Genomic DNA, 21,340 nt, shown 5'->3' on the forward strand with positions numbered 1-21,340 from the left:
ACATACCGAACCTGTGGGAGCGAGCCTGCTCGCGAATATGAGCGCAGCGAATGCCTTTATGCAGCCGAAACCCGACGCTTCTCCGCCACCCAACTACGCCCATACAGCACAGCAATCGCCACAATCGCCACCACCTGCGCGGTCAACGAATAGGCATCGGCATGGATTCCCAGCCAGTCGAATTCAAAGAACGCCACCGGCCGTGTGCCGAAGATCCCGGCTTCCTGCAAGGCTTTGACGCCATGCCCGGCAAACACCACCGACAACGCGCACAACAGCGCGGCGTTGATGCTGAAAAACAAGGTCAGCGGCAGTTTCGCCGAGCCGCGCAGAATCACCCACGCCAGGCCGACCAGCAGCACCAGCGCCGTGGCACCGCCAGCCAGCACCGCGTTGTGCCCGGCAGGCCCGGCCTGCAGCCACAGGGTTTCGTAGAACAGAATCACCTCGAACAATTCGCGGTACACCGAGAAGAACGCCAGGATCGCAAAGCCGAAACGTCCACCGCCGCCGACCAGGCTGCTCTTGATGTAATCCTGCCAGGCCGCCGCATGACGGCGGTCATGCATCCACACGCCGAGCCACAACACCATGACGCTGGCAAATAGCGCGGTCGCGCCTTCCAGCAACTCACGCTGCGAACCGCTGACGTCGATGACGTACGCCGCCAGTGCCCAGGTGCCCAAACCCGCCAGCAAGGCCAGGCCCCAGCCAACGTTGACACTGCGCACCGCTGACTGCTGACCGGTGTTGCGCAAGAAGGCGAGGATCGCCGCCAGCACCAGAATCGCTTCCAGGCCTTCGCGCAGCAGAATCAGCAGACCGGAGATGAAGCTCAGCGACCAGCTCAGACCATCGCTGCCCAGCAGACCGGCGGACTCCTTGAGTTTGGCCTTGGCTGCGTCCAGACGCTGTTCGGCCTGTTCGACCGGCAGACCGTCCTGCAGCGACTGCCGGTAAGCCATCAGCGATTTTTCGGTGTCCTTGCGCACGTTGGCATCGACGTTGTCCAGCGAGCTTTCGACCAGCTCGAAGCCTTCCAGATATGCCGCTACCGACAGGTCATAGGCCTGATCATGTTCCCCGGCGCGGTAGGCCGCGAGGCTCTTGTCCAGCGTGGCGGCGGTGTAATCGAGCAACTGCGCCGGACCGCGTTTGACCTGCGGTGGTTGTGCGCGCTGGGCACGGAACGTCGCCGCGACCTCTGCGCCCTCCGCCGCCTGCACCTCGGCCGGGGTCTGGCGGGCCAGGTCGGCGATGTTGTAGACCTTGTCGGACTTGTCGGCCGCCGCATCGGCACTGAAGCCGGCAATGTAGGTGGCCAGATCCCAGCGCTGGCGATCATCGAGCTGATCGGCAAACGCCGGCATGTCGGTGCCTTCGACGCCCTGGCCGAGGGTGCTGTAGATCGCGTACAGGCTCAGGTGATCCATGCGCGCAGCATCGCGCAGGTTGGCTGGCGCAGGGGTCAGACCGACGCCGGCCGGGCCGTCGCCCGCGCCAGTGTCGCCGTGGCACACCGAGCAATTTTGCGCATACAGCGGCGCACCGCGTGTCGGGTCCGGGGTGATGATCGGTGCCTGGCTGACTTCATAAGCCACCGCCAGTTTCGCCCCCAGCTGTCGGGCCTGACGGGCGACATCGGCACCGTCCTGCTTCGCACTGATGGCGGCGTGCAAAGACTCCACGCCCTGTTCCAGCGCGGCTTTTTCCGGTTTGGCCGGTAATGCAGTGATCAAGCCTTGCAGAACCTGAGTGAATTCCAGCTGCTCGCGGTATTCGCCATCGTCGATGACTTTGCCTGCCGCGACCGTTGGCGGGTAATCGGCACTGATGTAATCGAGCAGGTGCAACGCTTGCGGCGCGCCTTCCACGGTATCGGCCAGCAGCGGCAGGCTGCTCAGGGACAATAACGGGAACAGCAGCCAGGCCAGCAATCGGGACGAGGCAGTCATGAACGAATCTCAAATGGAAATGCGAAGTTACATATTGTTCACTTCGAAGACATTTCTCTCAAGCTTTGTCGGCGTTTCGCTTTGATTGGCAGGAAATACCCGGCAGACGGCAGCAGCATTTGTCGCCGAGTATTGCCGCACTGCCCGCTGCCGATTGAGCCTCGACACGTTCGATCAAGATCGCAGCCATTTGCCACCATCCACTTTATACTGCCCGCCCCAGAGCATTTGCGCGCAAGGAATCAACCTCAATGCGGAGTCTTCCGTTCGTTTTGCTGCTTTGCGTCGCTGTTCAGTTGAGCGGTTGTGCCGCTTATCGCAACTACGATCTTGAAATGCAGCAGACCACCGAGCAAATGACCCGGGGCAATCTGACCGGGGCTCTGGCACTGGTGGAAATGAACAACCCGTGGGAAGACAAGGATCTGCTGTATTACCTGGAAAAAGGCGCGATCCTCAGCGCTGGCAGTGCCCTGCCCGACAGCCAGGACGCTTGGCGCAATGCCGACCGGATGATCTTCCAGCGCGAGGAAGCCAACCCGTCCGGCGCGATGAAATTACTGGCCCGTTTCGGTGATGAAATGGGCACGATGCTGGTCAACGACAAGCTGCGGCGCTATGAAGGCTACGATTACGAAAAGGTCATGTTGACTACGCAAATGGCCTTGAACCAGCTATCCGTCAATGACTTTGCCGGCGCCCGCGCAGACATCAGGAAAACCCACGAACGCGAAGCATTGATCGCCCGCCAGCGTGAAAAGCAATACGAAGCGGCCGAGGAACAGGCGAAAGCTCAGGGCAAAATTCTCCATTACAAAGAACTGGAAGGCTACCCGGTCGCCTTGCTTGATGCGCCGCAGGTCGTTGAGCTGAAAAACGGCTACCAAAGTGCGTTCAGCCACTATCTGGCCGGATTCACCTATGAAGCCCTCGGCGAACGCGCCCTCGCGGCGGCCGGTTATCGTCAGGCGATCGAACTGCGGCCGGATATGCCCTTGCTGCAAAAGGCCCTGCGCAATCTCGACAAACCGCCAGCGAAAGCCGATGAAAGCGATGTGTTGCTGATTATCCAGAGTGGCCTGGCTCCGGCTCGCAGCTCAGTGCAAGTGCCGATCCCGGTTCGTCTGAACGAAACGCTGGTCATCATCGCGCCCATTTCATTCCCGGTGATGGTGCCGGACGCGGTCACGCCCAACTTCAGCCATATCACCGTAGACGGTCGCAAACAGCCGTTGGTAGTGATCAATAGCGTGACCGATATGTCCATGCGCACACTGCGCGACGACATGCCGCAAATCATCTCGCGGGCGATGTTCCGCGCCAACATGGCCGCCATCGGTCAAGCGCAGGAAAACGAGCGCAACCCGGCGAAAGCCTCGTTGATCGTCACTCAGCATGATCCGTTCGAAGAAGCCGACACCCGCACATGGCGAGCGTTGCCGGACAAGACGCTGGTCGCCCGCCTGCGCTTGAAGAAAGGCCTGCATACCTTCCGTTTTGCGCCTGCGTCCATAGACCACCCTTTTGAAATGCGCGTCGACCAGGACTGCCAGATTCTGCACCTGCGGGTATTCCGGGATCAGGTCTATACCGTCGGATCAGCCTTTGTACCGAATCAAAAACCCGCGTTGGATAAACCCGCTTCTGCGGAGAAGTGATGGCACAACATCTAGAAATGCACCCAAAAAGCTATTACATAGCCATCACCCCACGTTTATAATGCCGCGCCCTCGCCCAGCGAGCCGGCATCAAAAGCTCCTCACGCATGAGGAATTGGCAGGAGGCCAGCGCCGCCGTCGATAGGTCACACCAGCCCGACCAGCACACGCGGCTGCAAGTTTTGTTACTCAGGGAAGAAGTACCCATGGCATTCCGCGCTCCCATGCTGCTCGCGCTCAGCGCCGTCACGCTGTTGTCCGGCTGCGCAGCGTTTCGCAACTACGATTCCGAACTGGCCCAGACCAATCAGCAACTGGCTTCCGGCAACGTCGACGCCGCGCTGACCCTGCTGGAAAAGAACAACACCGGTACCGACAAAGACCTGCTCTATTACTTCGAGAAAGGCGAACTGCTGCGCGCCAAGGGCGACCTGTCGGGCAGCCAGAACGCCTGGGGCAGTGCCGATCAGGTGGTCGGTCAGTGGGAAGACGCGGTCAAGCTCGACTCGGCCAAGTACCTGGCGCAGTTCGGCAGCTTCATCGTCAACGACAAGGTGCGTCGCTACGAAGGCTATGACTACGAAAAAGTCATGCTGACCACGCAGATGGCCCTGAACCTGTTGGCGGTCAACGATTTCGATGGCGCCCGCACGGCGATCAAAAAGACCCACGAACGCGAAGCAGTGATCGCCGATCTGCGCGACAAGGAATACCTCAAGAGCGAAGAAGAGGCCGAGAAAGAAGGCATCAAGACCCAGTACAAGGATCTGCAGGGTTATCCGGTGGCCAGCCTCGACGCACCGGAAGTGGTCGGCCTGAAAAACAGCTACCAGAGTGCGTTCAGCCATTACCTGGCCGGTTTCGTTTACGAAGCTTTGGGCGAGAAGGATCTGGCCGCGCCGGGTTATCGCAAGGCTGCCGAACTGCGCCCGAACACGCCGTTGCTCGAGCAGGCGCTGGTCAATCTCGACAAGCCTTCCAAATCCGATGACAGCGACATTCTCATCGTCGTGCAGAGCGGTCTGGCCCCGGCCCGCGACTCGATTCGTGTGCCGCTGCCGCTGCCAATTTCCAACAACGTGGTGATCACTCCGCTGTCGTTCCCGATCATCAAACCGGACACCTCCACCGCGCCGTTTGCGCAGATCGGCGTCGACGGCAAGCAAGTCGACCTGACCGCGCTGAACAGCACCACCGCCATGTCCCGCCGCGCTCTGCGTGATGACATGCCGGGGATCATCGTGCGCACCACCGTGCGCGCGATCACCAAAGGCGTGGCGCAGAAGCAGATCAACGAAACCAACCCGCTGGCCGGTCTCGCCGTGGGTATTTCTTCAGCGGTGCTTGAAGGTGCCGATACCCGTACATGGCGCACCCTGCCGGACAACACCCAAGTGGTGCGTCTGCGCCTGAAAAAAGGTGAGCATCAGGTTACCCTGCCGAGCGCCGTGGGCGGCTCGGTGGTCAAGGTCACTGTCGACCAGCGCTACCAAGTGATCAGCCTGCGTGCCGTGGGCAACCAGGTATTCGCTGGCGGCATCGCTGCTCACGTAATGCCGAGCGCTGCCGCGACCAACGTCGCCAGCCTCAAACAACCTTAAGAACGGAGTCTTTGCAATGCGCTTGAAGATCATCGCCGTCGCCGCCCTCGCCTTGCTGGCAGGCTGCGCCACCCCGCCACCGCCGGAGCCGGGCAGCGCCGCGAGCAAAGTCGTGGCCATGGGCCCGCAGAAACACATCGTCGTCGGCGCCATGCGCGTGGCTCGTGAAAACGGCTTCATGACCGTCAACGTGCAGTTGAGCAACACCCTCAACAGCAACAAGATTTTCTACTACCGCTTCGCCTGGCTTGGCGCCGAAGGTTTCCCGGTTGCCGAAGAAGAAGTGTGGAAAAGCCAGATGATGTACGGCGCCCAGACCAGCTTCATTCAGGCCATCGCGCCGACCCCGAAAGCCGTGGATTTCCGTCTGGAAATCAAGACGCCGTAAACCCGCCACCCTATTTCTGATTGAGAGAGCTTTCTCATGTTTGCACGCTTTTCCTGCATCGCCGTCATCGCCCTGCTCGCCTCCGGTTGCGCCAACACCTCGCCGACCCTGGGCAGCAAGAACATCAGCTACGGCGACACCAAAGCGGTTGAAACCGTGACCAACGAATTCGGTTCGACCGACCTGCAAATGATCGCCGAGTCGATGACCCGCTCGCTGGCCCAGTCCGGCATCCTGCAGGGTCGTCCCGTAGTTCAGGTCTACGATGTGAAGAACAAGACCAGCGAGTACATCGACACCCGCGAAATCACCACCAGCATCAAGACTCAGTTGATGAAGACCGGTGTCGCGCGCTTCGCCAGCGACAACAATGCGATGCAGAGCCAGGTTGACCAGCTCAAGCTGCAAAACCAGAGCGGCCTGTACAAGAAAAGCACCGTGGCCAAGACCGGCAACATGGTTGCCGCCAAGTACCGCATCGAAGGCTCGATCAGCTCGATCGTCAAGCGCAGCAGCGACTACAAGGACGTCTTCTACAAATTCAGCCTGCAGTTGATCGACGTCGAAAGCGGTCTGGCCGAGTGGATGGACGAAAAAGAGATCCGCAAAACCACGGAGCGTTAATCGATGCGCACATGGATTGGCATGATGGCCCTGGCTTGCGCCTTCAGCGCGCAGGCGGCCCCGAAAGTGGCGGTGACGGATCTGGCGTATCAGGAGCGCGTGGAGCAATACATCCACATCGTTTCGGCGCAGAGCAATCACCGCGAGAGTTACTACAGCGCCAGCGGTTCTTCGAGCTACAACGAGATCGAAGCGACCACCAGCTACATCGAACAGGGCGAGTTGCGCAAATTCACCGGCGACATAAAGGGTGAAATCCTGCGTACCGGCATGTTCCAGCTGGTGCAGGGCACGCCGTACACTGCCTCGTCCAAAGGCGATGTGTATGACGTGATCAGGCGCATCAAGGCCGGCAACTTCAAAGGCGCCGACTACGTGCTGTTCGGCACCGTGTCCGATATCGACTTCACCCAGGACATCAATGAGCTGGCGCACACCGACAGCTATTCGGCGGTACTGGGCCTGACGCTGGTGGCGGATTTCAGTCTGATCAACACCAAGACCTACGAGATCACCTCGGCCTTCACGGCGATGGGTGAAGCGCAGGACACCAAACTGGTGAACCATCGCGACATCAAGATCTCGCTGAACCGTCCGCGGGTGGTGCGTGAGGTGTCCAAGGCCTTGGGCGAAGACGTGGCCGGGCAACTGAGCATGCAGCTCGGTAGTGGTGACGGTTATGAGCAGCCGCGTGAAGCGCCGCAGCGCAACAATCTGCCGCGTGATACGGCGCCGGTGATTTTACGCTGAGCCGGATCTGAGGACTTTTGTGGCGAAGGGCTCCGTGGCGAGGGGATTTATCCCCGTTGGGTCGCGAAGCGGCCCTCGCTATTGATTCAAGAAAAGCTCGCTTGCCCCGATGTCTCGGTAGAAATGAAAAAGGCGACCTCTTGAGGTCGCCTTTTTGTGCCCGAGCGTTTTACGCCGCCGCTTTGCGCAACGTCGCCATAAACGCCGCTGCGCCGATGAACAGCCCGGCAAAGGTGCGGTTCATGCGTTTCTGCTGCTTGGGCGTGCGCAACAGGCGCAGCACCTTCGACGCCAGTCCGGTGTAGCCGGCCATGACAATCAGGTCGACGAACACCATGGTCACGCCGATCACCAGATACTGAATCAGCAGCGGCGCATGGGGATTGATGAACTGCGGCAACACCGCGAGCATGAACACCAACGCCTTGGGGTTGCTGATGTTCACCAGAAAGCCGCGAAACACCAGGGCCAGTGGCTTGCCGATCGGCCGCACTGCGGCGTCATCGCTCATGTCCATGGGCAGCGCGCGCCATTGCTTGATCGCCAGGTAAACCAGATAGGCGACACCGAACCATTTGATCGCATGGAACGCTGTGGCCGAAGCGGTGAGCACAGCGCCAACACCCGCGCCGACAATCGCGATCTGTACCGCCAGACCGATCTGCAGGCCCAGTGCGTTCCAGTAGCCGCGCCAGAATCCGTACTGCAGACCGCTGGACATCGACGCGATGGCGCCCGCGCCCGGAGACAGGCTGATCACCCAGCAGGCGGCAAAAAATGCCAGCCATGTTTGAAGCTCCATCGCACACCTCGGCTGATGCTTGTGACAAATGCCTAAGCTAATGCGGCTTCGTGTGGATGACTACCGATTTCTTGCTGAATGTTGCAGGTGCGGCTGACGGCCCCTTCGCGAGCAGGCTCGCTCCCACAGGGACGCGCATTGCAAATGTGGGAGCGAAAGCGTCCGAACAGACAACGCCGAGATCTACTTCTCGAACCCGCTCGACGGCAACACATCGGTCCCGCGCCAACGCCGCACCGATCGCTGGAAGAACAGGCTGTTCGGCACCTGCACCATGGCGCTGCCGGTGCCGAGTTCTTCGGCCTCGACCAGCGTGGTGTAGAGCAGATTGATTGCGATCACCCGGCCTTTGACGCCAGGCTTGTCGGTGGTGTCGACCAGCTCGACCACGTCGCCGAGGCGGAACGGCCCGACGGTGAAGATCAGAATGGCGCAGAGCAGGTTCGACAGCACGCTCCACATGGCGAAGAACGCCACCGCCGCCACCGCGACAAATCCCGACAGCGCCGTCCACAGCACCGTGGCCGAAACGCCGAGGCGCTCGAGCACGAAGATCAGCGCGCTGCCCATGATCAGCCAGCGCAACACGCCACGTAGCGGCATCAGCAACTGCGGCGGAAACGGATAGCGCTCACCCAGGCGAGTGAGGCCTTTGGCGACGAAACGCTGGGTCAGGTAACCGGCCAGCAGAATCAGCAGAATCTGCGCGGTGAACCACAGCGGTTCGACCCACACCGCCGAGAAAGGCAGCTTGAAGGCTTCCATCAGGACAACGCCTCCAGCTCCGCCTGCATGCTTTCCAGGGTTTCCAGGGCTTCCATCCAGGCTTCTTCCAGCTCGGCTTCACGAACCTTCAATTTCGCCTGTTCGGCGAGCAGATCACGCAATTCATTTTTGCGTGCCGGCTCGTAGATATCGCTGTCACCGAGGCTGGCATCGACCTTGGCCAGTTTCTCGTGAAGCTTGCCCAGCTCGGCTTCGAGCTTGTCGGCCTCGCGCTTGTGCGGCGCCAGTTGCTGACGCAACGCTGCCGCCGCTTGGCGTTGCGCTTTCTTGTCGGTCTTGTCCGGGTTGACCGGCGTGTTGCTGACCGGCGCATTGCGCTGACGGTATTCCACCAGCCAGCGTGCGTAGTCTTCGAGATCGCCATCGAACTCTTCGACCTTTCCGTCGGCAACCAGATAGAAGTTGTCGGTGGTGCTCTTGAGCAAGTGCCGATCGTGAGAAACCACCAGCACCGCACCGCTGAATTCCTGCAGGGCCATGGTCAGCGCCAGACGCATTTCCAGGTCGAGGTGGTTGGTCGGTTCGTCGAGCAGCAACAGGTTCGGCCGCTCCCAGGCGATCAGCGCGAGAGCCAGACGGGCCTTCTCGCCACCGGAGAAATTCAGCACCGGCTCATCGATGCGTGCGCCCCGGAAGTCGAAGCCGCCGAGGAAGTCACGCAGGGTCTGCTCGCGCTCACCCGGCGCCAGACGCTGCAAATGCAGCAACGGGCTGGCCTTGGAATCCAGCGAGTCGAGCTGATGCTGGGCAAAGTAGCCGACCACGGTGTTTTCGCCACGGGTCAGGCGCCCGGCCAGCGGTTCGAGCTCGCCGGCGAGGTTCTTGATCAGCGTCGATTTACCCGCACCGTTCGGCCCAAGCAGACCGATCCGCGCACCCGGGGTCAGTTGCAGCTTGACCTTCTCGAGGATGGTCTTGTCGCCATAACCCAAGCGTGCATCGGACAGGTCGATCAGCGGACTGGAGATCTTGGTCGACTCGCGGAAAACAAAGTCGAACGGCGAATCGACGTGGGCCGCCGACAATTCTTCCATGCGCTCCAGCGCCTTGATCCGGCTCTGCGCCTGACGGGCCTTGGTCGCTTGCGCCTTGAAGCGGGCGATGTAGCTTTCCATGTGCGCACGCTGCGCCTGCTGCTTCTCGTAGGCCTGTTGCTGCTGGGCCAGACGCTCGGCGCGGGCGCGTTCGAAGGCGGTGTAGCCGCCGCGGTAGAGGGTCAGTTTGCGCTGATCGACATGGGCGACGTGATCGACCACTTCGTCGAGGAAATCCCGGTCGTGGGAAATCAGCAGCAAGGTGCCCGGATAACTCTTCAGCCACTCTTCGAGCCAGATGATCGCGTCGAGATCCAAGTGGTTGGTCGGTTCATCGAGCAGCAGCAGATCCGACGGGCACATCAGTGCCTGCGCCAGATTCAGACGCATCCGCCAGCCACCGGAGAAATCGCCTACCTGACGGTCCATCTGCTCATTGGTGAAACCCAGGCCGGCGAGCAGCTTGCGCGCCCGCGCATCGGCGGTGTAACCGTCGGCGCTGTCGAGTTCAGCGTGCAGGCGCGCCAGTGCGGTGCCGTCGTGGGCCTCCTCGGCGGCGGCAAGCTCGCGTTGCACCTCGCGCAGACGCAGGTCGCCATCGAGCACATAATCAACCGCCAGGCGCTCGAGAGTGTCGACCTCCTGGCGCATATGCGCGATACGCCAGTCGGCCGGCAGCAGGCAGTCGCCCGAGTCCGGGTGCAACTCGCCGCGCAGCAGGGCGAACAAGCTGGATTTGCCGGCACCGTTGGCGCCGATGAGGCCGGCTTTGTGGCCGGCGTGCAGGGTCAGCTCGGCGTCTTCTAGCAGACGTTGCGGGCCACGCTGTAAAGTCAGGTTCTGAAGTCGGATCATAATGGCGGCGGAGTCTACCAGCTTCGCTCACAACTGGCGCGAGTAGCACGATGTCCTCTGACCTGTGGAGTTTTGCCCTTGATGTCTACGCCCGGCCGGGCGTGGAAGATGCCTGCCTGCAATTGCAAACGGCGGGCGCCAATGTCTGCCTGCTGCTCTGCGGTTTGTGGCTGGAGCAGCGCGCGGTGGCGTGCGATGAACCGCGCGTGCGCCTGCTCAAGGCCTTGACCGCGCCGTGGGATATCGAAGTGGTGCAGCCGCTGCGAACCCTGCGCCTGCAATGGAAAGCGCGGGCCGTCGACGATGCGGTGGTGGCCGGCATGCGCGAGCAGATCAAGTCACTGGAGCTTGAAGCTGAACGCACCTTGCTGTCACGGCTCGAAGGTGTGGCGCAGGAGTGGGCGCGCAACGATGCAGGTTCGGTGACCTGGCTGGAAGACCTGGCCGGCAATGCCGCCAGCCTGAACCGCGACGCGCTGCAAGTGCTGCGCGTCGCGGCAACCGGCACTTAGGAAGCGCTGGTCGGGGTGCTGCTGACGTTCGACGAAGCGGCTGGCGCTGGCGCAGTCGAAGGGGTCGAGTGAGTGGCGGACGACGGTGCCGACGCAGCTGGAGCAGCCGGGGTAGCGGCAGTGGCAGGCTTGGCTGCTGGAGCGGCAGCCGGTTTGGTCGCGGCTGGCTTGGCAGCTGCAGGCTTTTTCACCGCTGGTTTTGCGGCTGGCTTGGCGGCCGGTTTTGCAGCAGCGGTCGCAGGCTTGGCAGCAGCGGGTTTCGCAGCTGGCTTGGCGGCCGGTTTCGCAGCGGTTTTTGCCGCAGGTTTTGCTGCCGATGTTGCGGCTGGTTTGGCAGCCGGTTTTACCGCCACTTTCGCAGCAGGTTTGGCGGCGGCCGGCTTGGCCGCAGTCTTGGCAGCAGGTTTCGCTGCTGGTTTCGCTGCTGGTTTCGCTGCTGCTTTGGCAGCAGGTTTGGCGGCTGCGGTTTTCGCCGGTGCAGCTTTGCTCGCGGCCGGCTTTGCAGCGGCTTTGGCAGGGGTGGCTTTCACTGCTGGCTTGGCTGCAGCAGGTTTGGCTGCGGTGGTTTTAGCCGCCGGTTTTGCCGCGCTCGCCGCCGGCTTCTTCGCTGCAGTTTTCGCCGCTGGTTTGGCAGCCGCTTTCACTGGCGCCTTCGCCGCTGGTTTGGCGGCGGTTTTCGCAACAGCAGGTTTCGCCGCAGCGGTCTTCGCCGGGGCTTTGCTTGCAGCAGGTTTGGCAGCGACTTTCTTCGCTGGTGCTGCTGCCGGTTTGGCCGAGCGCGACGACAGAACCTTGCCCACTGCTTCCTGAACGCGGCCGACACCCTGGGCCAGTTTCAGGCTTTCCTGGGCATCGCGCTTGAGTTGCAGAATGTAGCTGCGGGTTTCGGACTGACGATCTTTCAAAGCGTCCAGCAGGTCTTCGAGTTCTTTCACGGCATCCTTGGCTTTGTTCTGTGCCTTGGCTTTGCCGGCGGTGGCGGCGTCCTGCAATTTAGTGCGCGATTTGTGCAGTTTTTCCTGCGCCTTGCCGCGCTGTTTTTCCAGCTTGGCGAGCAGTTTTTCAGCATCAGCCAAGGCTTGCGAGCAAGCGTTTTCCAAATGCTCGAGCAGGCTGCCCGACAACTGTTGGAGTAAGTGCAACGGAGTATTTACAGGCTTCTTGGTGGCCGACATGGTTTACCTCCTGGCTGACGTGAGTGCGGCTCATACTAGACCTCTGCTGATACCGCCGCTAGGGCATGTTGACAGTATCTGCACCGTTGCGTTGCACCGAAGCCGAAATGTTCTGCGCGCGGGAAAAAGCAGTTCACCGATGCAGACGTTTGCACTGGCATAATCCCCCGCATCCCAGGTCGGAGAGTGCCCATGTCGCGCTACTTTATTTTGTCCCTCTGCGTGTTTTTTTCGACGGCGTATGCCGATGAAAAAACTACGGCAAACGATGCTCATGACCTGGCTTACAGCCTCGGTGCCAGCCTCGGCGAACGGCTGCGCCAAGAGGTGCCGCAGTTGCAGATCCAGGCGCTGATCGAAGGTCTGCAACAAGCGTATCAGGGCAAGCCGCTGGCGCTGAGTGAAGTGCGTATCGAACAGATTCTGGCCGACCACGAATCGCGCAATGCCGAGCAGGCATCACGGCAATCGAGCGACGCGGCGATGGAAAACGAGCAACGCTTTCTCAGTGCGGAAAAAGCCAAACCGGGGGTGAAGGAACTGGCCGATGGCATCCTTCTGACTGAACTGGTTCCGGGCACTGGCGCCAAGGCCGGCCCGGACGGCAAAGTGCAGGTGCTGTATGTCGGCAAGCTGCCGGATGGCACCGTGTTCGATCAGAACACCCAGCCGCAATGGTTCAACCTCGACAGCGTGATCGCCGGTTGGCGCACCGCCTTGCAGAACATGCCGGTGGGAGCGAAATGGCGGCTGGTGATTCCATCGGATCAAGCCTATGGCGCCGACGGTGCCGGCGACCTGATCGCGCCGTTCACGCCTCTGGTTTTCGAAGTGGAATTGCGTGGCGCGACGAGCTGATCAGGCATAAAAAAACGGTGCGCTTTCGGGCGCACCGTTTTTTCATGAAGGACGTGGATCAGGCCTGAACCGGATCTTCTGCCTTGTGTGCCGTGTGCAGCACTTCGATCAGGCAATCTTCAAGTTCGAAGCGCTCATGCAGCAAGCCGCCCAATTCCTTGAATTTCTCCGCAACGCATTTGCCTTCGTCGCACAGGTCGTTGAACGCGAGCAGCTTCTCGGTAATGACGTCGATGCGCGGATAGATGGTCTCGGCGAGTTCCAGACCGCGCTTGTCGTTGAACGCCTTGGCTTCGCCAGTCAGCTGTTCATAGATTTCGAAGTGCCCCGCCGATACGTAATCGACCAGCACGCCGCAGAATTCCTGCAAAGGCTTGCGGCTCTCGGACAGCGACTCAGGCTGCGCACCGAGCTTGTCGTAGGCGCCGATCAGCTCTTCACGCTCCTGCAACCAGCGGTCGATCAGCAGATGAACCCCACCCCAACGTTCCTGAGCATTCTGACAACTTTCGAGCATGGCGATCTCTCTTCCCTTGTGGGTCATGCTGCTCTACACCCGCGCCCCTGTTCTGATTTGACTGGTGGACGATCGGGCAGAGCGTCATCGAGCAACATAAATCCAATGACACGTGCCGGCCAGATTATGCCCGCACGCCTATGGCTTCAAGGTACGCAGGAGATAAAGTTCATACAAGTGTTTAATCCCTGACCAGCAGGTGGTGCGACGCTTCGTCGCTGACCGGTCGTTGCAGAGCGCTCCAGGTCAGACGCAACAACTGATAAACCGCAAGGATGGACACGCCGACAAAAAACAGCAGGCTCCATTCCGGGATGCTTAGATCGAACAGTGTCCAGGAGATGTCCGCACAATCGGCGCCGCCGTTGAACATCCGTTGCAAGGCGCAGATCCACGGCAGGTCGCTGAACAGTGACTCCACGGTTGGCGAGCATTTGACCAGTTGCAGCATCGAGTCACTCTGGATCAACACCTGCCGCCACGCAGCGGTGGTTCCCCCCAGACTGGCGCCGAGTGCAAACAGCCAGTACCACCATAAGCCAACGCGCCGGGGGCCATGCACCGCCGCCACGCCGCAGCCGATGCACAGCAATGTGAGGAACAACCGCTGCACCAGGCACAGACTGCAAGGCGTCAGTCCGACCGCATATTCGAGGTAATAGGAAGCTCCCAGAGCAAAGGCCCCCGCAATGAAAGCCATGAAGAACAAGGAGCGTGAGCAGGCCAACGACATGGCTTTTCCGTAACAGTAGAGACAGACGGTTACGGTAGAGGAAAGCGTGTCAGCCTTTCAAGGCAAGGGCCTGCCGACAGTTCACCGCAGGTGTAGGGAAAACCCGACAGGCTCGATAGGAAACGGTGAAGCGCTTTGTAGGACTTTGTCTCTAGAGCGCAAAGAAGGGGAATTTTCGGTCATTGAAGTTCACGAGGGAGCAACCTCCCTCGCCATTCAGACCTTCGCCGCAACCGGCAACGGCGCCGCCAGCAAGCGTTCATCCAGCAGCCCCAGACCTTCCTGAAACAACTGATTGCTGCGCTCGGTATCGCCAAGCTGTGCAAGCAGACGGGCCAACTCCGCACAGGTCTCCGGATTGCGCTGCACGCGCAAACTGCTTTCCAGATAGTCGCGAGCCTTGCCCCACAGACTGGTTTGCAGACACAAGCGCCCGAGGGTCAGCAGCAGACTCGGATCGGCCGGATGCTCCTTGAGCCAGCCTTCGGCAATCTGCAACTGACGCGCAGGATCACTGCCACGAACCAGACCATAGAGCCGCGCCAGATGGCTGTCGTACTTGCGCTTGAGCGATGTGCGCAGCACTTCTTCGGCCTCGACCTGAGCGCCAAGCTGACGCAGTTGCTCGGCATAGGCCAGTACCAAAGGTGCTTCCTGACGCTGCGCCGAAGTCAGCTGTTCCCACGCCCGCTTGAGCGATTGCAGACCCACCGTACCGTCTTCTTCGCGATGCGCTGCCAAGGACAGGTTCTCACCCCAGGCGCGGCGCTCGAGTTCGGCCAGCTCGGCCGGCGGCAGCACTTTGTCCTTGCGCAGCTCCGGCAGCAGACGAATCACCGCCGGCCATTCGCCACGCTGCTGATGCAGACGTTGCAATTGACGCAATGTCTGCGCGCTGCGCGGATGCCGTTCATGCATTGCCTGCAAGGTCACCAGCGCACCGTCGGTGTCGCCACGATCGGTCTGCAACTGTGCGTGACTCAGGGCGATCGCCAGTTCGGCTTGCGGCTGACGCTCCAGCGCACGTTCGAGCAAACGATCACTTTCTTCGTACTGACCTTGCTCGTTCGCCGCACGGGCGGCGCCGAGGTAATACAGCAGTGGCTGGCGCTCGGCTTCCGCTGCGCGGGTCAAATGCCGCTGCGCGCTGGCCCAGCGACCTTCAGCCAGATCCAGTTGGCCGTGTTCGATCGCCACTTGCACGCGGCGGCTGCGATTGCGTCGCGACCACGGATTGACCACGCCGGTGGAGGTCATCACCAGCTCGACCAGCACCTTGATGCCCCAGAACAGCAGCCACAGCACCGCGATCACCGCGAGTGTCGCCCACAGGCTCGATTCGTAGCGGAAGCTCTTGTACGCCACCAGCACGTAACCGGAATGCTCGGCAATCGCCAGGCCCAGCGCTGCCGTCGCGGCGATGACCAGAAACACGATTACATAGAGGCGCTTCATGGGGTCGCCTCCTGCGCAGCATTGGCGGCAGGCTTGGCGAACGGTTTCACCGATTCCTCGGCATTGACGTTACGTCGCTCAAGATATCCCTGCACCGCACTCAAGGTGCCGGCCAGATCCGGCGTCTTGACGGTGACCGGTTCCTTGCTCAGCTCGGCGACCTGCTCCAGCATGACTTTGCTTTGCGGGTTGTCCGGGTTGAAATTGCCCTTGAGCACATCGCGCGCCTCGGCCAGCGCCTGGGTGTACACAGCCGCCTGACCGTTGAGCGCGGCCCACTGCGCCTGCTCCAGCGCCAGGCTCAGGGCCAGGCGCACCTGGCTCAGGCTTTGCCCGGCCAGCAGCGGCTTGACGTTCTTGTCAGCGTTGAAGTCAATGCGGATATAGCGCGATACCTTGTCCCACCATTGCGCCCAGCGACTGGCGCCATCGCCATCGTTGGTCAGGCCCAGCAGCGACTCGCCGCGATCCTTGTACTCCGGCGCCAGCTCGGTGAGGTCGATGACCTGATCGCGCAGCGCGCCGAGACGCAGGAACAGCCCGGTGCGATCCGGCTGTTCGGTGCTGCGCAGGGCGACCAGGGTTTTCGCCACTTGCTCGCGCGCGGCGAAGGAGCCCGGATCGTTCTGTTCACGGAGAATCTCATCGGCGCCCTGCACCAGTGCCTGGGCGCTGCTGATGTCCTGCAACGCTGAAAGGCGCAGGCTGGCCAGACGCAGCAAGTGTTCGGCCTCGGCCAGACGCCAGTCCTTGCGGCTGGCGCCGAGGACGGTTTCCAGACGTTGATTGAGGCGCTGCTGATCGCCCTGCAATTGCGTGACCAGACGCTGGCGTTCGGCGAGTTCGTCAGCACCGGGCAACTGCGCCAGGCGCTCGGTCAGACGCTGTTCGTTGAGCTTCAGACTCTGCGCCTGATCGTTCAACGCCTGCACCTGACTCGACTGTTGCTGCGTGTTGCTCTGCAGGTGGCGCACCTGCCAGACACCCCAGCCACCGATGGCGACACCGGCGGCACCGAGCAGCAAGGCGACAATCGCCAGTCCATTGCCTCGGCGCGGCTCTTTGGCCGGTGGTGGAGTTTCAACCTGGGCATCGAGCGCAGGCTGGACGTCATCTTTTGGCAAGGCTGTTTCGCTCACGTATCCATCCTTTGCATTAGAAAACGGCACGGGACATTCCCGTAACGCCGTCAGCAAAGCCGCGGCACTCGCGCCGCGGCAATCCACAACTGTTTGAGCCCCGGCGGCACGTGCCAGCTCGGCGACTCTCGGGCTTGGTACAAACAACGGCAACTGCGCAATCTTCGGCCAGGCATCGCCGGCCATTTGCCGCAGGTGCTCGAAACCCTGTCCACTGCTGACCACCAGCCCGTTCAAGCGTTCCGCTTCGATCCGCCGCGGCAGCTCGTTTGGCGGGTAGGCTGGCAGGTCGCGGCGATACAACTCCAGATACTCGACACTAGCACCTAGCGCGCGCAGGCGCTCGGCGAGCAGTTCACGACCGCCCTCTCCGCGCAGGATCATCACCTTCGCGCCGGACTGGTCGAGCGCCTCGCGCAGACGCGGCAATTGCAGCAGGGCTTCACTGTCATCGCCGTCAGCCGGGAAGCTGACATCGAGACCATGCTCGCGAAGAATGCCTGCGGTCGCCGCGCCGACGCTGAACCACGGCATGCTCAATGGCGCCGTGCCTTCGGACTTAAGCAGATCCACCGCAATCCGCGCCGCCGGTTTGCTGACCACAATCACCGCGCTGCAAGCGGGCAATCGCGAAATCGCCTGGCGAATAGTGTCAGAGAGCGGCAGCGGAACAATGTCCAAAAGCGGCAGGCAACTGCTGAAAATCCCGTGCCCGGCCAACTGTTCGGCCAGCGCCGCGCAGTCGTCTGCCGGGCGCGTCAGCAGCAGGCGCCAGGCTGTCACTCGTGACCCGCCTCGCCGTAGACAGCTTTGAGAATGTCGTCAGCGCCTTGCTTGAGCAAGTCTTCAGCGACCTGCACACCCAAGGTTTCCGCGTCGGCACGCGGCGCCCGGGCTTCGGCACTGAGAAGCTTGCCACCGCTCGGCTCACCGACCAGACCGCGCAACCACAACTGCTCGCCTTCAAGCACGGCGTAGCAGGCGATCGGCACTTGGCAGCCGCCGTTCAAATGTTTGTTGAGGGCGCGTTCGGCGTTCACCCGCGAAGCGGTATCGGCGTGATGCAAAGGCGCGAGCAAGGCGTGGATTTCGTGGTCGGCGCTGCGGCATTCGATGCCGACCGCGCCCTGGCCACCGGCTGGCAGGCTGTCATCGACACTGATCGCCGAAGTGATGCGATCCTCGAAACCCAGGCGTATCAGACCGGCGGCGGCGAGGATGATCGCGTCGTACTCGCCGGCATCGAGTTTGGCCAGACGAGTGTTGACGTTGCCGCGCAGGAAACGGATCTGCAGATCGGGACGACGCGCCAGCAGTTGCGTCTGCCGACGCAGGCTCGAGGTGCCGACGATGGCCCCGGCAGGCAAAGCTTCAAGACTTGAATAGGCGTTGGAGACAAATGCATCTCGCGGGTCTTCACGTTCACAGATGCAGAACAGGCCCAGGCCCTGCGGGAAGTCCATGGGCACGTCTTTCATCGAATGCACGGCGATATCGGCTTGGTTTTCCAGCAGCGCGGTTTCCAGTTCCTTGACGAACAGACCCTTGCCGCCGATCTTCGACAGTGGCGAGTCGAGCAGCTTGTCGCCGCGACTGACCATGGGCACCAGCGTCACCAGCAGGCCCGGGTGGGCCGCCTCGAGACGGGCTTTGACGTATTCGGCCTGCCAGAGGGCCAGCGCACTTTTACGGGTGGCGATGCGGATTTCGCGAGGAGACATGGAACAATCCGTACTGAATAGATACGGCGGATAATAACAGCTCAGTCAATTTCGCTTTGACCTGAATCAGAACCGGCGCGGCCTCCCTGGCCTGCCATGCCGGGTAAAAGAACACGAAAAGACCGCTGAGGACCGGGTCAAAGCCCCTGCATCATCTTGCGCACACCGGCAACATGCCGCCGGCTGACAATCAGTGCATCGCCATTGAGGCCTTTGAGGAACAACTGGAAATGTCCCAGTGGTGTGCGTTGCAATCGCTCGATGCGATCACGAGCGACCAGCGCATTGCGGTGGATACGCACAAAGCGTTCGCCGAATTCGTCTTCAAGGGCTTTGAGGGGTTCGTCGAGCAGCACCTCGCCGGCTTCATGACGCAGGGTCACGTATTTGTGGTCGGCGATGAAGTAGACCACCTGATCCAGCGGAATCAGCTCGATGCCTTTACGGGTCCGTGCGCTGATGTGGCTGCGTGGGCCGTTGCCACTTTCGGCAGCGGGACGGGTCAGGGCCGAGAGTTGCGCCCGGTTGGGACGTTCAGCCCGCTTCAGGGCTTCATTCAAGTGTTCGGTTCGCACAGGTTTCACCACATAGCCCACGGCGCTGGCCTGCAGGGCTTCCACGGCAAATTCATCGGGACTGGTGCAAAACACCACGGCCGGCGGCGTCTCTCGTTCGCACAGTCGGGCAGCAACCTGCAGGCCATCGAGGCCCGGCATGCGGATATCGAGCAGCACGATATCCGGCTTGTGGCTGTCGATCAGCGCTAACGCCTCCTCGCCATTCGTGGCACTGGGCTCCAGGACTGTGTAACCCTCGAGCTCGCTCACCATACGGCTTAGGCGCTCGCGAGCCAGGGGTTCGTCATCAACGATCAGGACATTCATATTGCGCTGGATTCCTGCGTGAGTCTCGCACAAGGATAGCGTAGACAGGTGTAGTGACCTCCGTCACCGCGATCCACGCTAAGACTAGCCCGAGCGCCAAAAAGTGCCGTACGTCGGCCAGCAATATTTGCCAGCGTCCGGGTCGAACGGCTCAGAGCCCAGTGTTTCCTGCGTTTCTCGCGGTGGGTGACCGTTGTACAACTCACCCGCCCCCTCTTCTTATAGCCAGTGGCCGGACCTTTGCATGATCCGCATTCGCACCGACCCTTATGTCCACTGTAGACGTTCGTCGGAACGATATTGCTCAATCAAAAAATATCCTTTTGTAAATTCCTTGCAGACCGCGCCGGACATGCCTGACACATCCGCGAAAAAACGTATCGACCGGTGTCAGCGACAGGATTGGCAACCCTGTTATTATCCGCGCCAGCGTTTCACGCCATTTCTTCAAGCCGATACGAGCGAATTCATGAGCACTGACAAGACCAATCAGTCCTGGGGCGGCCGCTTCAGTGAACCCGTCGACGCCTTCGTCGCCCGCTTCACCGCCTCCGTCACTTTCGACCAGCGCCTGTATCGCCACGACATCATGGGCTCGATCGCCCACGCCACCATGCTGGCCAAGGTCGGCGTGCTGACCGATGCCGAGCGCGACAGCATCATCGATGGCCTGAAGACCATTCAGGGCGAAATCGAGGCCGGCCAGTTCGACTGGCGCGTCGACCTCGAAGACGTGCACATGAACATCGAAGCACGCCTGACCGACCGCATCGGCGTCACCGGTAAAAAGCTCCACACCGGGCGCAGCCGCAACGACCAGGTCGCCACCGATATCCGCCTGTGGCTGCGCGATGAAATCGACCTGATCCTCGCCGAGATCACCCGCCTGCAAAAAGGCCTGCTGGAGCAGGCCGAACGTGAAGCGGCGAGCATCATGCCCGGCTTCACCCACCTGCAGACCGCGCAGCCTGTGACCTTCGGGCACCACATGCTGGCCTGGTTCGAAATGCTCAGCCGCGACTACGAGCGTCTGGTCGACTGCCGCAAGCGCACCAACCGCATGCCGCTGGGCAGCGCCGCGCTGGCTGGGACCACTTACCCGATCGATCGCGAATACACCGCGCAACTGCTCGGCTTCGACGCCGTCGGCGGCAACTCGCTGGACAACGTTTCCGATCGCGACTTCGCCATCGAATTCTGCTCGGCCGCAAGCATTGCGATGATGCACCTGTCGCGCTTCTCCGAAGAGCTGGTGCTGTGGACCAGCGCGCAGTTCCAGTTCATCGATCTGCCGGATCGTTTCTGCACCGGCAGCTCGATCATGCCGCAAAAGAAAAACCCCGACGTGCCTGAGCTGGTGCGCGGCAAGACCGGCCGCGTCTTCGGCGCGCTGATGGGCCTGCTGACCCTGATGAAAGGCCAGCCACTGGCCTACAACAAGGACAATCAGGAAGACAAGGAGCCGCTGTTCGACGCCGCCGACACCCTGCGCGATTCGCTGCGCGCGTTTGCCGACATGATCCCGGCGATCAAGCCGAAACACGCGATCATGCGTGAAGCGGCACTGCGCGGTTTCTCCACCGCGACTGACCTGGCGGATTACCTGGTGCGCCGTGGCCTGCCGTTCCGCGACTGCCATGAAATCGTTGGCCACGCGGTGAAATACGGCGTCGACACGGGTAAGGATCTGGCCGAGATGAGCCTGGAAGAACTGCGTCAGTTCAGCGATCAGATCGAGCAGGACGTGTTTGCCGTGCTGACCCTCGAAGGCTCGGTGAATGCCCGCGACCATATCGGCGGGACTGCGCCGGCGCAGGTCAAGGCTGCGGTGGCGCGCGGTCAGGCCCTGCTGGCCAGCCGCTAGAAGCATCGCGGGCAAGCCCGCTCCCACAG

19 protein-coding genes and 2 pseudogenes are annotated in these 21,340 nt (G+C 61.4%); 8 read left to right on the forward strand and 13 right to left on the reverse strand.

Features of this window, described 5'->3' with window-relative positions; genetic code table 11:
* Window positions 1-56 precede the first annotated feature (56 nt).
* The gene (locus F8N49_RS11995; protein ID WP_151551547.1) at window positions 57-1,955 is read right to left on the reverse strand and encodes an FTR1 family protein; all 1,899 of its coding nucleotides are present in this window, start codon (window positions 1,953-1,955) and stop codon (window positions 57-59) included.
* A 251-nt stretch (window positions 1,956-2,206) separates the two neighbouring features.
* On the opposite strand from F8N49_RS11995, the gene F8N49_RS12000 reads away from it, so the two are divergent.
* The 5 genes from F8N49_RS12000 (at window position 2,207) to F8N49_RS12020 (ending at window position 6,976) form a co-directional block, all read left to right on the forward strand.
* A complete protein-coding gene (locus tag F8N49_RS12000; protein WP_122705596.1) occupies window positions 2,207-3,613 on the forward strand; it encodes a COG3014 family protein in 1,407 nt (468 codons plus the stop codon).
* A 206-nt stretch (window positions 3,614-3,819) separates the two neighbouring features.
* Window positions 3,820-5,214, forward strand: coding sequence for a COG3014 family protein (locus F8N49_RS12005; RefSeq protein WP_016772612.1), 1,395 nt, complete (start codon window positions 3,820-3,822; stop codon window positions 5,212-5,214).
* A gap of 16 nt (window positions 5,215-5,230) precedes the next feature.
* The gene (locus F8N49_RS12010; protein ID WP_016772611.1) at window positions 5,231-5,602 is read left to right on the forward strand and encodes a YcfL family protein; all 372 of its coding nucleotides are present in this window, start codon (window positions 5,231-5,233) and stop codon (window positions 5,600-5,602) included.
* A 36-nt stretch (window positions 5,603-5,638) separates the two neighbouring features.
* The gene (gene lpoB, locus F8N49_RS12015; protein WP_016772610.1) at window positions 5,639-6,226 is read left to right on the forward strand and encodes a penicillin-binding protein activator LpoB; all 588 of its coding nucleotides are present in this window, start codon (window positions 5,639-5,641) and stop codon (window positions 6,224-6,226) included.
* Window positions 6,227-6,229: 3 nt separating this feature from the next.
* Window positions 6,230-6,976, forward strand: a complete 747-nt coding sequence (locus F8N49_RS12020) for a penicillin-binding protein activator LpoB (RefSeq protein WP_071172148.1) — start codon at window positions 6,230-6,232, stop codon at window positions 6,974-6,976.
* 169 nt (window positions 6,977-7,145) lie between these two features.
* Here F8N49_RS12020 and rhtB read toward each other — a convergent pair whose 3' ends face one another.
* The 3 genes from rhtB to F8N49_RS12035 form a co-directional block, all read right to left on the reverse strand.
* Window positions 7,146-7,778, reverse strand: a complete 633-nt coding sequence (rhtB, locus tag F8N49_RS12025) for a homoserine/homoserine lactone efflux protein (protein WP_016772608.1) — start codon at window positions 7,776-7,778, stop codon at window positions 7,146-7,148.
* 183 nt (window positions 7,779-7,961) lie between these two features.
* Window positions 7,962-8,543 carry a mechanosensitive ion channel family protein gene (locus F8N49_RS12030; protein WP_122705592.1) on the reverse strand — a complete coding sequence of 194 codons (582 nt, stop codon included), beginning with the start codon at window positions 8,541-8,543 and terminating at the stop codon, window positions 7,962-7,964.
* Complete coding sequence (locus F8N49_RS12035; protein ID WP_016772606.1) at window positions 8,543-10,453, reverse strand: ATP-binding cassette domain-containing protein; 1,911 nt, start codon at window positions 10,451-10,453, stop codon at window positions 8,543-8,545. Before F8N49_RS12035 ends, F8N49_RS12030 begins: the two co-directional genes overlap by 1 nt.
* Window positions 10,454-10,503: 50 nt before the next feature.
* On the opposite strand from F8N49_RS12035, the gene F8N49_RS12040 reads away from it, so the two are divergent.
* The gene (locus F8N49_RS12040) at window positions 10,504-10,965 is read left to right on the forward strand and encodes a TIGR02444 family protein (RefSeq protein WP_071172144.1); all 462 of its coding nucleotides are present in this window, start codon (window positions 10,504-10,506) and stop codon (window positions 10,963-10,965) included.
* On the opposite strand, the gene F8N49_RS12045 is transcribed toward F8N49_RS12040, so the two are convergent.
* A complete protein-coding gene (locus F8N49_RS12045) occupies window positions 10,962-12,140 on the reverse strand; it encodes an AlgP family protein (protein ID WP_151551549.1) in 1,179 nt (392 codons plus the stop codon). The two genes, F8N49_RS12040 and F8N49_RS12045, sit on opposite strands and share 4 nt — an antisense overlap.
* Before the next feature lie 192 nt (window positions 12,141-12,332).
* On the opposite strand from F8N49_RS12045, the gene F8N49_RS12050 reads away from it, so the two are divergent.
* Window positions 12,333-12,998, forward strand: a complete 666-nt coding sequence (locus F8N49_RS12050; RefSeq protein ID WP_071172142.1) for an FKBP-type peptidyl-prolyl cis-trans isomerase — start codon at window positions 12,333-12,335, stop codon at window positions 12,996-12,998.
* Window positions 12,999-13,056: 58 nt separating this feature from the next.
* Here the strand turns inward: F8N49_RS12050 and F8N49_RS12055 are convergent, their stop codons facing one another.
* The 8 genes and pseudogenes from F8N49_RS12055 to F8N49_RS28305 form a co-directional block, all read right to left on the reverse strand.
* Complete coding sequence (locus F8N49_RS12055) at window positions 13,057-13,515, reverse strand: Rsd/AlgQ family anti-sigma factor (RefSeq protein WP_016772602.1); 459 nt, start codon at window positions 13,513-13,515, stop codon at window positions 13,057-13,059.
* 181 nt (window positions 13,516-13,696) lie between these two features.
* Window positions 13,697-14,248 carry a disulfide bond formation protein B gene (locus F8N49_RS12060; RefSeq protein ID WP_071172141.1) on the reverse strand — a complete coding sequence of 184 codons (552 nt, stop codon included), beginning with the start codon at window positions 14,246-14,248 and terminating at the stop codon, window positions 13,697-13,699.
* Window positions 14,249-14,464: 216 nt separating this feature from the next.
* Window positions 14,465-15,703: a heme biosynthesis protein HemY gene (locus tag F8N49_RS12065; protein WP_071172140.1), complete on the reverse strand. Its 1,239-nt coding sequence runs from the start codon at window positions 15,701-15,703 to the stop codon at window positions 14,465-14,467.
* Window positions 15,700-16,842: a uroporphyrinogen-III C-methyltransferase gene (locus F8N49_RS28295; RefSeq protein WP_071172247.1), complete on the reverse strand. Its 1,143-nt coding sequence runs from the start codon at window positions 16,840-16,842 to the stop codon at window positions 15,700-15,702. Before F8N49_RS28295 ends, F8N49_RS12065 begins: the two co-directional genes overlap by 4 nt.
* Window positions 16,843-16,878: 36 nt before the next feature.
* Window positions 16,879-17,625: pseudogene (locus tag F8N49_RS28300) on the reverse strand (uroporphyrinogen-III synthase); the annotation flags it as partial.
* Window positions 17,622-18,563: a hydroxymethylbilane synthase gene (gene hemC, locus F8N49_RS12075; protein WP_071172139.1), complete on the reverse strand. Its 942-nt coding sequence runs from the start codon at window positions 18,561-18,563 to the stop codon at window positions 17,622-17,624. The gene hemC and the pseudogene F8N49_RS28300, both read right to left, overlap by 4 nt.
* Before the next feature lie 137 nt (window positions 18,564-18,700).
* Window positions 18,701-19,447 (reverse strand): LytTR family DNA-binding domain-containing protein, encoded by a 747-nt coding sequence (locus F8N49_RS12080; protein WP_016772598.1) that lies wholly within the window; start codon window positions 19,445-19,447, stop codon window positions 18,701-18,703.
* Window positions 19,444-19,599: pseudogene (locus F8N49_RS28305) on the reverse strand (sensor histidine kinase); the annotation flags it as partial. The pseudogene F8N49_RS28305 and the gene F8N49_RS12080, both read right to left, overlap by 4 nt.
* Window positions 19,600-19,916: 317 nt before the next feature.
* Here F8N49_RS28305 and argH point away from each other — a divergent pair.
* Window positions 19,917-21,311 (forward strand): argininosuccinate lyase, encoded by a 1,395-nt coding sequence (gene argH / locus F8N49_RS12090; protein WP_016772597.1) that lies wholly within the window; start codon window positions 19,917-19,919, stop codon window positions 21,309-21,311.
* The last annotated feature ends 29 nt before the right edge of the window (window positions 21,312-21,340 follow it).

The organism is Pseudomonas sp. GXM4, assembly GCF_008923895.1.
Lineage (GTDB): Bacteria > Pseudomonadota > Gammaproteobacteria > Pseudomonadales > Pseudomonadaceae > Aquipseudomonas > Aquipseudomonas atacamensis.

What these genes read in the sequence shown, in the direction of transcription:
- F8N49_RS11995 (WP_151551547.1), bottom strand. Translation starts at nt 1,955, where the DNA reads ATGACTGCCTCGTCCCGATTGCTGGCCTGGCTGCTGTTCCCGTTATTG.
- F8N49_RS12000 (WP_122705596.1), top strand. Translation starts at nt 2,207, where the DNA reads ATGCGGAGTCTTCCGTTCGTTTTGCTGCTTTGCGTCGCTGTTCAGTTG.
- F8N49_RS12005 (WP_016772612.1), top strand. Translation starts at nt 3,820, where the DNA reads ATGGCATTCCGCGCTCCCATGCTGCTCGCGCTCAGCGCCGTCACGCTG.
- F8N49_RS12010 (WP_016772611.1), top strand. Translation starts at nt 5,231, where the DNA reads ATGCGCTTGAAGATCATCGCCGTCGCCGCCCTCGCCTTGCTGGCAGGC.
- lpoB (WP_016772610.1), top strand. Translation starts at nt 5,639, where the DNA reads ATGTTTGCACGCTTTTCCTGCATCGCCGTCATCGCCCTGCTCGCCTCC.
- F8N49_RS12020 (WP_071172148.1), top strand. Translation starts at nt 6,230, where the DNA reads ATGCGCACATGGATTGGCATGATGGCCCTGGCTTGCGCCTTCAGCGCG.
- rhtB (WP_016772608.1), bottom strand. Translation starts at nt 7,778, where the DNA reads ATGGAGCTTCAAACATGGCTGGCATTTTTTGCCGCCTGCTGGGTGATC.
- F8N49_RS12030 (WP_122705592.1), bottom strand. Translation starts at nt 8,543, where the DNA reads ATGGAAGCCTTCAAGCTGCCTTTCTCGGCGGTGTGGGTCGAACCGCTG.
- F8N49_RS12035 (WP_016772606.1), bottom strand. Translation starts at nt 10,453, where the DNA reads ATGATCCGACTTCAGAACCTGACTTTACAGCGTGGCCCGCAACGTCTG.
- F8N49_RS12040 (WP_071172144.1), top strand. Translation starts at nt 10,504, where the DNA reads ATGTCCTCTGACCTGTGGAGTTTTGCCCTTGATGTCTACGCCCGGCCG.
- F8N49_RS12045 (WP_151551549.1), bottom strand. Translation starts at nt 12,140, where the DNA reads ATGTCGGCCACCAAGAAGCCTGTAAATACTCCGTTGCACTTACTCCAA.
- F8N49_RS12050 (WP_071172142.1), top strand. Translation starts at nt 12,333, where the DNA reads ATGTCGCGCTACTTTATTTTGTCCCTCTGCGTGTTTTTTTCGACGGCG.
- F8N49_RS12055 (WP_016772602.1), bottom strand. Translation starts at nt 13,515, where the DNA reads ATGCTCGAAAGTTGTCAGAATGCTCAGGAACGTTGGGGTGGGGTTCAT.
- F8N49_RS12060 (WP_071172141.1), bottom strand. Translation starts at nt 14,248, where the DNA reads ATGTCGTTGGCCTGCTCACGCTCCTTGTTCTTCATGGCTTTCATTGCG.
- F8N49_RS12065 (WP_071172140.1), bottom strand. Translation starts at nt 15,703, where the DNA reads ATGAAGCGCCTCTATGTAATCGTGTTTCTGGTCATCGCCGCGACGGCA.
- hemC (WP_071172139.1), bottom strand. Translation starts at nt 18,563, where the DNA reads ATGTCTCCTCGCGAAATCCGCATCGCCACCCGTAAAAGTGCGCTGGCC.
- F8N49_RS12080 (WP_016772598.1), bottom strand. Translation starts at nt 19,447, where the DNA reads ATGAATGTCCTGATCGTTGATGACGAACCCCTGGCTCGCGAGCGCCTA.
- argH (WP_016772597.1), top strand. Translation starts at nt 19,917, where the DNA reads ATGAGCACTGACAAGACCAATCAGTCCTGGGGCGGCCGCTTCAGTGAA.